We start from the raw sequence: 12,573 nt of genomic DNA, 5'->3' as shown, positions 1-12,573 counted from the left end.
GCGCCTGCGCCTCCTCGACCCAGGCGATGTCGTAGCCCTCGAGCGACTTGATGCTCTCTGCCGTGTGGTTCTGCATGCCCTGGAAGACGATCCGGCCGCCCCTGGGCCCGAGGATGCGGTCGGCCTGCTATAGCCGGGCGCGCGGTTTGGCATGGTCGGGCATCCGCTTTGGCACGCGCTACCGCTGTCCGAAATGGGTGAGGAGTGGAACTCAGGGCATTGCTCCAAAAGCATCCGGTCCGATTCAGAAGCGGCCATCGTGCCGGCAGTCGGGAACCGGACACAGCCCGGTTTGGCCAAATCCGGCCTTTTCCCGACCCGCCTATCGGCGAGGATGTTGGAAATCGGCCATCGAACTCGGCTACCGAAACGCACATGACGGCGCGCGTCCCGTTGCCGTCGCGCTGGAACCGGGCGCCTCTGGCTTACTAATCGTCCTGCGGCCCTGAGATAGGGACACCGTGACTTCGCCGCTCGGCCACCAAGTCGAGGATTTGGCCACCGAGATTGATCGCATCCGAACCGCTGTGTACTTTCATGTAGCGATTGCAATCTTCTTCAAGCTGCGGAATGGCTCTCCCATCCGATGCGTCCTTATAGCAAGATTCGACCATCTCCGGCTTGCCCAGCACGATCTTTCGTACGCCGCCTGTTTCGTCAAATTTTACTACATCTCTTTTAATTATGGAGCAGAACACGTATTCTCCTACATATATGTAGGTATAATATATTGCACAATCCACATTATGGGAATATTCTGTTGGCTTGCTATCTACTATAGTTATTTCTTCAAATATATGAAGCTTCCAAAAATCGATCATCTCCTTGTAATTTGAATTGAAGTCCGACAGCGCAAGTTTACAGTCAGATTCCCCATCATCTCCTACAATTCTTCGTAGAAGTTCGGTCCAAACAGACAAGCTGCCCCAAGAATCTATCGCATTTTGACCCATTCCAAGCTTGTCTGCCGACGTTTCTATGACGCTGCCTATCAGCCTTTGCTTGTCTATCCAAATTTGAACATCTATCCGTTGGGTCGCGTGCCAATAGAATACTGTTGATATTTTGTGAATATCGCGCAACGGGTACTTATCACCAGTTTCAACCTTTATCGTCCAATCGGCCTTTCCATCAAGTTTATATACCATATCAAAAAACTCAGATTTTACTCTAAGCTTAAAAAGCTCCTCGGACACCCTGATTCCAGGTGTTAATATCTGTCCATTGAATCGTAATTCTTCGCTGGTTTTGATATTCTTAATTCTAATAACACAATCCCTCGGACTGGCCTGTGTTATCTGGACTCGACCAGGGCCCATATCCTGCTCGGGAATCGCAATACCAAATCTAACCGTCGAAAGTGACAATTTGTTTATTTTTAGATCTTCCTTGTATCCTAGGAAATGATCAACGATGTCTGCTGGGTCCTGCTCACCGAAATCGATATGCCCAGTTCCAAATATACCATCAAATCCGGCTGCCTCAGCCATTTTAGCTTTAGTATTTTCATAATCTGGAATTCTCCTTATCGTGTCATGCATCCATGAAACAACATTGTCACCTTTTTCATCATTATTAGTGAACGTAATGGTCAAAGTCATCTTGTTGATCTTGGTTCCGTCACGCTCCGCCTTACGACCTGCCTCAAGAGCACGTTCTATTAGATCCTTCCAAAAATGAATGGCAAAGTACCTGACAGGCTTTTTGATAGTACTAGCAACAACCAAGATTATAAAACACGGCGATTTATTCTTAGCGAATTTAAGCGCATTGGAAACTGTAATTGTGCACTGAGGTTCTAATTTGGGCTTTGACTTAATTTGAACATAAGCGGGTTGCCGGCCAGGCCGCATATCAATTGGCTTGCTGGAAGCCTCAGGTTCGAATTCGACTAGGTAATCCCATCCATTCTCATCTTCCTCGCTATGGGTGCATAGGGCCCCATCGTTTGAGCAGAGAAGGGAGAAATGCCGCTCGGCGAACTTTGGGAGGCGTTTGATCGTCATGCATCGATATATATGCCGGAATCGTGATTTTCTCAAACCGCTCCCGGTGCCACGGCGAAAAAGAACAAATGAAGCACACAGCACTTCTTGAAGACTGTTGCTTCGGCACTGTGCACATCCGCCGCCGGCACGCGATCGATGACAACTCTCCGCCGTACCTGAGGCGCCTTTCGGGCAAAGAATGGATCACCAGAGACGTCCGCTTCAGGGAAGCCATGAGATCATATGATTGCCCGCAAGGAGCCGTAGACGGAAGGAAACGGGGACGACGAAGCATCCCCGTTCCAGTCGGTCAGGCTGCCAGCAGTTGGCTCACTTTCGGATACGGGTAGATGGACATCCTCAGGTCACGGCGAGCGCTTGGCTTCACAAAGAAGACGTAGCGGAACTGTCGATAACGTGCCCGTGTCGCGCGACTGATATTCGCGCGCAGGTGTGCCCCTCTATCGCCGGACCGCCTTTTCGCCGTCACCGTGACCTTATGGTAGACCTCGCCATCAAGCAGCCAGAAATCGCAGATATGGCTGCCGACATACGTGAAGTTGGCGGCCTGATAGACGCCCCCCCAGCCGCCACAGCGCTCATCCGCAAAGCTCTGGATCCAGCGGATGCGCGGCAGCGCTCGTCGAAGCCAGCGGACCACATAGGCCAGTGCCCGGCTTTCGCTGTTCCTGGGAGCCTTGTCAGACAGCCACATTCGATTGAGTTCGAGGTACTCGTCGATGCCGGTATTGGAGACGACGTGTTCGACCCGGCGCGGGTTGAGGGCATAGCCGAGTTGCAGCACGCCCAGTCGCTCTCCCCCAACCCATACGCCGAGATGGATATAGCTGTTGTTGACCACCCGACCGGAATAGTGATGCGCCCGGATCACCTCGCACGCTTCGGCGCGAGGGATCAGGGCCACGAAAAGCGATGCCGAGCCGAAGCCCAGCACCGCCTTGTCTTCCCCGACGATGTAGTCGGGGGCCTCACCGGCCGGCGGGACGAACGGCGCCGCCGGCGCCGGATGGTGCGCGGGTCTCTTCCCCATGAAGCGTCCTCGTGGACGCTCCGGGGCGTTCGGGTGGTGGGCTCTCGGCCGGGATAACGCGGATCAGTGTCCGGCAGCGCGGGCACTTGATCTCGATGCCTCTACCTGGCTCTGCGCGGCAGAGCAAGCGTCCGCAGCGGCATCGCAGGTCGACGAATCGACTCGACTCTCGCAAGGTATGTTCCTATTTTGTTCACATCGTCGCGCGGCGATCGACGGGTCGGAAACGAGCGAGTGCCTGTCTCGCGGCTAGGGCGTTGGCGCGCCCGGCCCCCGTCGCACCGGACGGAGGTGTTCGATGAAGAGGACGAAGAAGTCCAAGCCCCAGATAACCCTGGCCCTGCCGCTCGATCCGGCAGCGCCGAATGCCGAGCTGGAGGCAGCGGTGCGGGCTGCCGAGGCTTCCTTCCTGGCCAAGGCCAAGGCCGAGGCGGCAGAGTCGCCGAGCGATGCGGCTCCCTCGAATGCCGAACCGGTGATACTGCCGCAGGCTCCCGTCTTCGTGGCCGCACGGCTGAACGCTGAGACAAAGACCCCCGAGTATGTCGATGCGGCCCGCAGCGGCCGGAACACGCTGTACGTAGTGACCGCCGTCAAATGGGGCGAGATGCAAGCCAAGAAGGGCAAACGGATCGGGTGGCAGCGGCTGCCGGATACCGGCTTCAAAGCCAAGGGCCAAGCTCTCCGGGCCGCCGAGCAGATGGTCGAAGCTGGCCGAGCGACCGGCGCGATGGCGGTGCAGCAGACCGCGGATCCTGATGCCGGCGATTACGATGAGCCGGTCATCCTGGCGAGCTTCGGTCGCCTGCCGGAAGGCTTTGCTGAGATCTGAGCCAAGGGCACGCTGATGGAAGACCTTCGTAAAAGGCTCGAATGGGACATCGGCATCGTGCTGCGTGGTCTGACCGGGCACCCGAGCCGGCGAAAGAAGGGCATGGACGAGATCATGGCCGGCATCGTCGCCAGCCAGATCGTCGATCAGCTGATCGATTCCGGTTGGACTGTCGGCCGGCGTGAGCACGGTCTCGCGGCGTGGCTGGACGGTGGCCGGAGACTGTCGCCGCCGCTGCACAGCGCTCCAGGCAGCAACCCGGAATGAACCTCGATCAATGGAGACGGAACATGACGGTAGCGCACAGCGACGAGACGATCCGCAAGCAGGCGGAGGAATACGAGTGGGCAACGCTACAGGCCCTAGGGGCCATGGATGTTGGCCGCAGGGAAGAGAAGGTGGATGCGTTCAAGCGCTTCTACCTAGTCTACATGCGGATCATCGAGTTGCCCTATGAACACAAGGTCATGGTCAACCGCCATCTCCTGGAGCGGGGGCGAATTTGCACCGGCGATCCCGACACTGTGATCAGGGCCATGGGCCAGATGGCTGACGAGAAGGAGGCGCGAGAGGCCGACAGCCGGCGCCCGCCCGGTGTTTCACTGCTCGGACCGTCACGTTGATCGGATTGACGCCGTGTCCACCCGCTAGCTTCTGTGGAAGCGGCGCTGGCGCTTTTTCACTCCCGCTGAACCAGGGTTGCCACCGGCTGCAATGAAGGCACGTCGGCCCTCCGAAGTGGCGACCAACCGATCCACCGTCTCGCCATCGGCGAAGCGGCTGCTCTCAGCCGTGATCCAGCCCCGCCGTTCGAGGCTCTTCTTGGTGCGCGTCGGGATACGGCGCGGTCCGACCCGCCAGCCAGCACTGTCGGAGCCCCAGACCTGTGGGCGGAACCCCGAGTTGAAGAGCGCGTCCATCGCCGCGAACTGAGGCGGACTCATGCTCCCGACCTGACTGACGGTGCGGTACGGCATTGAGGAGAACAGGTCGGAGGGCCGACTCGGTCCAGGTCGGCCTCGCTTGCTGCGGCGCACCCGACCGGAATGCGAGGAGCGGACCTCGCGTCCGGAGCGGCACCGCTGCAACTGGCGTCCACAAAAGGTGAGGAGCGGCCATGGCCCGACCTCGATGCTGGCCGGCTTTGAGTCCGCAATGGGCAACAGCGGACCTGCGGCAGCGCGTGTTGCAGACTTCACGGGAACCGTGCGTTTCGAGGAATTAGGTGCTCATATATATGACTGACGGTTATCTGTCGGTTGGCACCCACTATATCGCGGCTCCAGCCGGGCTAACTAGCCACTAACGGCACGGTTCACTTCTCAGGACGATGCATGTCGAAGCACATTTCAGCAAGGAGTTGAGAATTGATCGCAAAAGCCATCGACGAATTGGCCTCTAGCCCTCCACCCGAAGTCATGGCAGCTGTCAAGCTGCTCAACATAGTCTCCCAAGATCAACTTTATTTTGAGTTGATCGCCCGAACATTTGGGAAATCAAAGAATTTTGAACAACGAAAAGAGCTTCTCAATCTAGGTCATTTTACCGGCCAGGATTTCTTGAATCTCGTCATGGCGTGCGGAGACACCAGTAAAGGCACTGCCATCAACATTGTTACCACTATCTTTCGACGATTAGTTGAATGGGGATTGATATTTGATAACAGCTTTACGGGCGAACACAGCTTCGTCAAATATCAATGGAATAAAAATAGGATTGCCGGCTTCTGTGCTCTGCGGATTTTGGACAATGTCCTATTTGGGCCAAGCTATGTTGCGCAAAAATATCGGCGGAGCGTTCCTGCAGTTTTTGTGGAAAAATGTGGTGATTATCGCACGGGAACTGGCTTCGTCACGGCCGAGCCCAATTGCGCAAAAAGCGTAATCATAACAGCAAAGCATAACGTTGATCCTGCTGACGGGATCACATTTTTGAATTTTAGCGAGCCAAGCGGCATGAAATATGGGCCCCTAGCCGAAAATTGGATTCTTCACCCCGAGCTAGACCTCGCTCTCTTGCCAGTTGAATGCAGCGAACCTCCCATTCCAATTTTCCTGATAGGCGAGCCGATCGTTTTGTCACGTACGATCACCCTGGGCTACCCGACGATAGCGACCACTAATGGGCCATATATACTTGCTCATGGCGGAGAAGTGAACGCGCTAGTGAAGAATTATTACGGCGGCGAGTATGTCATCATCTCGAACATCGTAGCCCCCGGCAATAGCGGTGGACCCGTCCTTGATGAAGCCGGTTTATGCATTGGCCTCGTGGTGAATGCATTCGAGTCCCAGCACGAGGGGGGTGTAAGCAAATCCAATGCAGCCATTCCGTCCGCCCAGATTCTTGATTTTGTTGCGCCCTATCTTTGACGACCCTTCCTCGACCCGGGCAAGTTGTGCCGCCAGGCGCCTGGCTGGATTGCCACATCAATCGCAGCCTGCGCGGTAATGGGCCGCACCTGCTGTCTGCTCGGGCTCGCAAGCAGACGGATGACGTGGCACTGCACCTGGACCGTGCCCATGTCCGCATCGAGCCGAGACCGGTCTGACGGAGAGGTGCGGCGCCGACGCCGCGCCTCCCGACCGCTTAGGGTCGAATCTGGTCAAGAGGAGGCGCGGCGCAGCACCGCGCCTCCCGTTTCAATCTTCACGTGTTCAAGATCCGTGGGGTCGCCCCCGGCCCCGCGCTTTACGACTGCAGGTCCGCTTCCTGCGCGCGAGCGTTGGCGAAATCCTGCGCCACCTGCAGCGCCTCGATCTGGGCATTTAGGGTGGCAATCTGGGCCTCGGCCTGCTGGCCCAACGCCGAGGCCGTGTCCAGTTCGGCCGCCATAGCCTCTATCTGGTCCTGCAGCTGCTGGATCCGCACCAGGGCTTCTTGCAGCGCCCCCGTCATGATGGCGGAGGTCGGGAAGCCCTCCAGCGCCAGCGGCTCGGCCGGGAGCACCTCGTCCTTCAGGCGCTCGCCGTCCAACTCGACGATCCGCCGCCGTTGGACGTGGGCGCCGTGCGGCGCGCCATCCTCTCCGAAGCGGATCAGGATCTCATAGGGGACGGTGATATCGGTGATCGCCATGTGTGCCTCGTTGTCAGGAAACGATGGTGCCGTCGGCCCAGCACCAGTTGGTGCCGTTGTGAGTGGCGAACCGGCGGCCGCCAGAGCCGTCGGAGACGTAGATCATCTCGGTGGCGGTGCCGACCGGCAGGGTTGCCACCGTGTAGGAGCGCAGCCGGAAGTGTCGCGCAGCGCTGATCACCGTGTTGGCGCCGCCCATGCCGACATTGCCGACCTCGTCGATCCGCAGTCGCTCGCCGATGCCGCCGGTCGAGCCCGTCTGGAAGACGAGTCGCGACGGCACGCCGGCACCGCTCGGCGTGGCCTGGACCACCGCTTGGATCGATGCGGAGGGGGCGAAAAGAGACCCGTTGCTCCCGGCGAACAGGATTTCGGCGACGGTGTCACCGACCAGGAGGATCCCGTGGGTTCCATTGGCGCCGCCGCGCGACTTGCCGAGCAGGACGCGGGCCTGGGCAGCACTCGCGTCCCAGCGGGTGATACCCATTGTGGCGCCAGAGCCCGGGTCGTTGACCTGCAGGCTTGGCGTGATGCCGGCGACGTGCGCGTATACGCCGCCGATCGCCAGCCGGGACCCGTTCGTCAGCAGATCGCCTGTCATGGTGCCGCCGGCCGTCGGCAGCGCCCCCAGCGTCGCCAGCATGGCCGCGGTGGTGGTGTCGTCGAGCACCGTCCGGACAGCCGCGGTCACGGTCATCATCGCCCAGCTGCCCGACTCGGTTGCGTAGGGTGCCTGGTCGGCCGCGCTGACCAAGGCCGCGATCGCCGCCAGGTCGGCGTCAAATGGTTGGACAGCCGTCCAGGCGCTGTTCCTCCGGCCATAGAACGTCCCGTCCGCCGGCGCGTCGGGGAGGCTGGCCCAGGCTTCGATCACCTCGATCGCGAAGAAGGTCCGCGCCGAGGCCAGGACCTGGTCCTGCCCCGACATGTTGACGTTCGCCCGAATGGCGAAGACGTCGCCCTCGGCCACCTCGATCACGCCGGTGACCAGGGAGGAGTTGTTGTTGTTGAAGCCGGTCGAGCCCTGCCGAGGACCGCTGAGAGGGCTGCCATAGGCGGGCTCGACTGAGCTGGAGAAGTCGGCGGAGTTCTTCTGGATCGAGATGATCACCGATCCGGCGGCAGTAACGTTGTTCTCGAACTCGACCCCAGCCGTAATCCGCACCCGCGGCACATTGGCCGGGATCGCCAGATAGCGCCCCCGCGACAGTGCGTTGGTGCCGCTGCCGGCGGTGGTGATGTCGATCGCCGCGCCCGCAAGGGCGTTGGCCTTGCTGGTGGCCAGCTTCAGCACATTCGCGCCGACCAGGATGGCCCAATACTTGGTGTTGGCCGCCAGGCCGGTCGGCAGCGCCCCCGTGGTGGTCAGGTAGAACGGGCCCTCTCCGGTTGCCATCCCGTGCGCCACGGCCGTGATCTGGTCGGTGGCCGCGTCGGCCGTGAAGGTCAGGTCCGGCCCCAGCCAGAACCGGCTGCTGTCGTAGCGGGCGCGATCGAACGGAACGCCGATCGGGAAGGTCACGCCGGTCAGGTTCGCGGTCAGGTCGACCAGCGCGCCACGGAATCCGCCGGCCGCCGGCATGTCGCCGAATTCCAGCCCGGTGGCGCCCGGGTTGACGCGCACCACCTTGCCCGCCTGGCTGGTGTAGGCGTTTGGCGTATCGCTCAGGTCGAGGAAGTTGGTCACGCCGGCGCCGGCGGCGACGAACTCGACACCATTCTCTGCCGCATTGACCCGCACGACCTTGTTGGCCTGGCCGACATAGCTTGACGGCGCGTCGGTCAAGCGGATGAACTTCGCGTCGGACACCCCGCTGCTGGTCATCAGGCCGTTGGCCGTGCCGTCGAGATAGACCTTGGCGACCGCGCCGGCCTCCAACGAAATCGTGGTGGTGCCGCGCTTGATCGAGAGCGTCGCCGTACCCTGGTTCTGAATCGCGATCTCGCGCTTCATCTGCGGCAGGGTCAGGTCACGCGCCACCGCATTGCCGGTGACCCGCAGAAGGGTCGCCCGGCGGGCCTGGGTTGCCGTCACTGTGACGTTGCCGGCCGACAGGTTGAGCGGCAGGAACTCGGTCAGGGCGGCGTCCACCTGGCCAAAGGCGTCGTTGATCGTGACTTCCTTCTGGTCCTGGGCGGCCGCGACCTGGTCGAAGGCAAGGTTAGAGGACAAGGGTCACCTCTCGCGGGAAGCCGCGGCCGATCGCGGCGCTGATCTGATAGACGACGATGTCGAGTGAGGCCGGCGCCGCCCCGAAATCGGCGGCGATCTGGGCGGCCAGGTACAGGACGCTCGGCGCGGTGGTGGTCAGTGTCCGAAGCACGGCGCCGGCGCCGGACAGGATGTCGACCTCGTACCGCTCGTCGGCTTCGCCCAGCGGCATTGGGAAGTTGCCATTGCGCAGCGCGCCCCCGAGGCGGGTCCGGCGGATCCAGGACAGGGCAATGTCCGACCCGGCCAAGGCGCCCGTGACATGCACCGGCGCATAGGGGCGAAGGTCGTTGCCGCTCAGCCCATCGAACATCAGCTCGGCCCGATCCAGCCGCGCGCCAGAGGCCACGCCTTTGTAGTATTTCGGCACCCCGACCTGGGCCAGCGGCAGCCCCATTGTGTCCATGGCCAAGGCGTCGAGCAGCACGAAGGTGTCGCCCTCGGCATGGCCGCCGGTGAAGACGTCGGAACCGCGGCGGCCGCGCAGCAGGCCGGTCAGCCGCCAGGTGCCGGGCGCCGTCTCCTCGGCGCTGCGGAACTGGATGATCTCGGCCTGGCCGTCGCCACGGATCAGGGCCGCGGCATTCGCGCCGGCGAGCATCTCCAGCTGGGTCACGTTGGACAGGCCGGCGTCGAGGTTGGTGGCGAGCAGCACCACCAGCTCGGTCACCTCGTCGGTGCCGAAAGGGCGGTCGGTGTCGGGCAGCGCGGTCAGGGCGGTGCCCCAGGTGATCTCTCCCGTGGTCGACGCGACTGTCTCCAGCGTCGCCGGATCGTCGCCGCGATAGACCAAGCCTGCGCGCCAGCCATCCTGGCCATAGCCGCCCATGGCGATATAGGCGCGCGTGCTGCCGCCGCCGCCATCGTCCTGGTCGCGCAGAAGCACGGTGTCGAGGATGAACAGCCGGGTCGGGCCGGCATAGGGCAGATGCTGCTGCGGGAAGTCGCCAGGGTCGACCGGGACGATCGAGATATACTGGGCTGTCTCCTCGCTGACTGCCTTGGCCTGGACCGTGAGATCGGCGCCGAGATCGACCGAGATCAGCCGGAAGCGATGGATCGAGCCGTCCTTCATGGTCAGCTGGACGACGTCGGCCGGGTCCAGGTCCGCATGGGCCCAGCTGGTCGGCAGCTCGTAATCCACGCGCTCGGTCCAGGCCGAGAACAGCATCTTCTCCGCCTGGTGCTTCGCGATATCGGCGTTGATGGCCGCGGCGATCTCCATCCCGGTCCTGTTCGAGGACCACATGGTCGGCATCGGCAGCTGCATGCGCCGGGCCGTGACCGTCTGTTCCTGATAGTCGCGATCGGGGTCGCTGAAGGTGATCGTGATCTGCACCGGCAGGTCGACCTCTTGCCGGCGCGTTTCGGTCAGGATCGGGCCGTCGCCCTCGCGGACGAGATCGGCTTCGGTCAGCTGTCGCGCCACCGCGCGCCCCCGCGGCTGGAACCGGATCTTCCCGTCGCGCTCGACCTGGTCGAGCAGGAACAGGTCGGATAGCGGCTGGATGCCGTCGCTGGCATTGACCTGGCGGGCGATGGCGTAGCCGATGACCTCGTCGGTCAGCTCGGCGACGTCGATGTCGTCGTCGGCCGACAGCCCGACCTGTGTGCAGAGATCGGTGATGATGCGCGATATCGGCTCGCCGTCGCCGGCGACCCGGTTGATCGAGACGCGGGTCAGCCCCAACGCGCCGGACTGGACGATGATGGTATCGGTTCCGCCGTCGTAGCACTGCGATCCGACCCCGTTGAAGTTGCTTCCCCAACTGGTGTCCAGCGTCACCTCGCCGGTCGAGGTGTCGACCTGCTGCAGCGCGCCCGAATCCATCAGGACGTACCGGCCGCGCCGCAGCCGGAACTGGCCGGTCGCGCCGGCATCGAAGGTCATCTTGATGGTGGTGGCTGTCTTCCAGACGATGCCTTCGCCCTCCCGCCATTTGATCGTGTAGGACGGGCCGACCGCCGGGAAGTTACCGAGCTGGACCTGGAAGATCACGCTGTTGTCGGTCGGGTCGTACACCAGCGAGCTGGGCACCCCGTTGAAGTTGGCCCATCCCGCCGCCACCATCGCCGGCGTGATCGTGTCCAGCTTCTCGAACGCGACATTGGTGACGACGCCCGGCCCCAGCGGCGAGGCGGACACCGACGCCGTGACCCGGATCCGGTAGATGCCGTTCGCCGCGCTGCCGGTGCTGGGCGACCCGCCGAGGACCCAGATCTCGCCCGGCAGCCCGGCGCACAGGCCATTGACCTGCGTCTCGTCGATCGACTGGCCGGCGCCCCAGACATAGGTCAGGCTGCCGCCCTTCAGCACCCCGATGTCGCCGAAGATGCCGCCGCAGGCGACGTACTCGTCCACCCCGGCCGGGCCGTAGACCAGTGTCGTCGCCATCCTGGCGGTGCCGACGAAGCCGAGGTCGCTGTTGTCGAGGCCGCCGGGCGCGGCGAGGTCGCCGAAGCGGCCCTTGACCGTCCACGCCTGCCCGTCGACGCAGATGATCGGCCGGATGTTCGTGGCCCTCACCGCGAAGTACAGGTCGCCGTTCTGCCCTGTCACGATGCGGGACGGGAAACCGTCGGCCGCGTTGCCGGTGATGTCGAACACCGGCACCTGGCGGTCCTCGTCCATGGTCCACAGCTTGAACCGGCGGATGATCGCTAGGTGCGGGTCCGCGTCGGAATCGACCATGTAGATCGAGCCGCGGTCCCAATCCACCGCCAGCTCATTGTTCTGGTAGACGGTGGTGCCGCCGGGTAGCGGCGTGGCGGCGGCGTACAGCTTCGGGCTCGACGCCGACCGCGCCACCTCGACCGTGATGTTCGGGATCCGGTTGGCGAAGTTGTCCAACGGGAAGTCCTCGAAAACGATGTAGCACATCCCCCGATGCGCGGAGGTCTGGCCGGCCCCGACCTTGGCCTCGATATGCGGGTCGGGCATCTGGTCTTCCGACCCCGGATAGAACCGGAAATCCAGGTCGCCGATGTCGAGATCGAGATCCGAATCGCCCCTGGCGTCATAGATCAGCTTGGTGTCGGCCCAGATGCGGCTGGCGGCGGCCATCACGCCTTCGCACAGGCCGACCGCGAATGAACAGGTATAGGTATAGGTGACCGTCTTCTGGGTCGGGCCGCCCTTGCCGCCGACCGTCTGCTTCGTCTTGTGTTCCTGGAGCCCGTCACTCCAGATGATGTTGCCGGACACGCGCATGGTGCCCCAGACCTTGGCAATCGACTGGCCATAGGCCGAGGATGTGACGCTGAGGTCGCTGAGCCGCGGCCCCTTCGCCACCTGGGTCGGCTCCGGGAACAGGAATCCGCCCAACACCGATCCAACCGCGAAGCCGAGGCCGGGCTGCCCGAAGGCAAAGCCGACAGCGGCGCCCGCCACGCCGATCGCGAGCCGCCCCAT

The 12,573-nt window shown here is 62.2% G+C and carries 11 protein-coding genes; 4 read left to right on the top strand and 7 right to left on the bottom strand.

The genetic code is table 11. The features are described from left to right. The 4 genes from FFK22_RS44840 to FFK22_RS44835 form a co-directional block, all read right to left on the bottom strand. Positions 1–115, bottom strand: a 115-nt coding sequence (locus FFK22_RS44840) for a hypothetical protein (protein ID WP_373683760.1), incomplete at its 3' end; no start/stop codon positions are given. A gap of 313 nt (positions 116–428) precedes the next feature. Further along, positions 429–2,006 (bottom strand): hypothetical protein, encoded by a 1,578-nt coding sequence (locus FFK22_RS24770; protein ID WP_138891200.1) that lies wholly within the window; start codon positions 2,004–2,006, stop codon positions 429–431. A gap of 292 nt (positions 2,007–2,298) precedes the next feature. Continuing rightward, a complete protein-coding gene (locus tag FFK22_RS24765; protein WP_221938828.1) occupies positions 2,299–3,039 on the bottom strand; it encodes a hypothetical protein in 741 nt (246 codons plus the stop codon). Beyond that, entirely contained in the window at positions 2,978–3,214 is a 237-nt protein-coding gene (locus tag FFK22_RS44835; RefSeq protein WP_138891199.1) for a Com family DNA-binding transcriptional regulator, read from the bottom strand. Before FFK22_RS44835 ends, FFK22_RS24765 begins: the two co-directional genes overlap by 62 nt. Positions 3,215–3,337: 123 nt before the next feature. Here FFK22_RS44835 and FFK22_RS24755 point away from each other — a divergent pair, with 123 nt between their 5' ends. The 4 genes from FFK22_RS24755 (at position 3,338) to FFK22_RS24740 (ending at position 6,243) form a co-directional block, all read left to right on the top strand. After that, positions 3,338–3,871: a hypothetical protein gene (locus FFK22_RS24755; protein ID WP_138891198.1), complete on the top strand. Its 534-nt coding sequence runs from the start codon at positions 3,338–3,340 to the stop codon at positions 3,869–3,871. Between the two features lie 15 nt (positions 3,872–3,886). Further along, positions 3,887–4,138 (top strand): hypothetical protein, encoded by a 252-nt coding sequence (locus FFK22_RS24750; RefSeq protein WP_138891197.1) that lies wholly within the window; start codon positions 3,887–3,889, stop codon positions 4,136–4,138. A 23-nt stretch (positions 4,139–4,161) separates the two neighbouring features. After that, positions 4,162–4,494, top strand: a complete 333-nt coding sequence (locus FFK22_RS24745) for a hypothetical protein (protein ID WP_138891196.1) — start codon at positions 4,162–4,164, stop codon at positions 4,492–4,494. Positions 4,495–5,238: 744 nt separating this feature from the next. Beyond that, positions 5,239–6,243, top strand: coding sequence for a serine protease (locus FFK22_RS24740; RefSeq protein WP_138891195.1), 1,005 nt, complete (start codon positions 5,239–5,241; stop codon positions 6,241–6,243). A 319-nt stretch (positions 6,244–6,562) separates the two neighbouring features. Here FFK22_RS24740 and FFK22_RS24735 read toward each other — a convergent pair whose 3' ends face one another. From FFK22_RS24735 to FFK22_RS24725, 3 genes are read right to left on the bottom strand one after another with little or no spacing between them, the layout of a single operon-like run. After that, the gene (locus FFK22_RS24735; protein ID WP_138891194.1) at positions 6,563–6,949 is read right to left on the bottom strand and encodes a hypothetical protein; all 387 of its coding nucleotides are present in this window, start codon (positions 6,947–6,949) and stop codon (positions 6,563–6,565) included. Positions 6,950–6,962: 13 nt separating this feature from the next. Then, entirely contained in the window at positions 6,963–9,122 is a 2,160-nt protein-coding gene (locus tag FFK22_RS24730; protein WP_138891193.1) for a hypothetical protein, read from the bottom strand. Then, the gene (locus FFK22_RS24725; protein ID WP_143956868.1) at positions 9,112–12,573 is read right to left on the bottom strand and encodes a phage tail protein; all 3,462 of its coding nucleotides are present in this window, start codon (positions 12,571–12,573) and stop codon (positions 9,112–9,114) included. The genes FFK22_RS24730 and FFK22_RS24725 overlap by 11 nt, the downstream gene beginning before the upstream one ends.

Source organism: Mycobacterium sp. KBS0706 (genome assembly GCF_005938675.2).
GTDB lineage: Bacteria > Pseudomonadota > Alphaproteobacteria > DSM-16000 > Inquilinaceae > Inquilinus.
This window is presented reverse-complemented; position numbering and strand designations above follow the sequence as displayed.

Bases quoted from the DNA above. Each gene is read 5' to 3' on its own strand.
- FFK22_RS24770 (WP_138891200.1), bottom strand. From the start codon at position 2,006: ATGACGATCAAACGCCTCCCAAAGTTCGCCGAGCGGCATTTCTCCCTT.
- FFK22_RS24755 (WP_138891198.1), top strand. From the start codon at position 3,338: ATGAAGAGGACGAAGAAGTCCAAGCCCCAGATAACCCTGGCCCTGCCG.
- FFK22_RS24750 (WP_138891197.1), top strand. From the start codon at position 3,887: ATGGAAGACCTTCGTAAAAGGCTCGAATGGGACATCGGCATCGTGCTG.
- FFK22_RS24745 (WP_138891196.1), top strand. From the start codon at position 4,162: ATGACGGTAGCGCACAGCGACGAGACGATCCGCAAGCAGGCGGAGGAA.
- FFK22_RS24765 (WP_221938828.1), bottom strand. From the start codon at position 3,039: ATGGGGAAGAGACCCGCGCACCATCCGGCGCCGGCGGCGCCGTTCGTC.
- FFK22_RS24725 (WP_143956868.1), bottom strand. From the start codon at position 12,573: ATGGGGCGGCTCGCGATCGGCGTGGCGGGCGCCGCTGTCGGCTTTGCC.
- FFK22_RS24735 (WP_138891194.1), bottom strand. From the start codon at position 6,949: ATGGCGATCACCGATATCACCGTCCCCTATGAGATCCTGATCCGCTTC.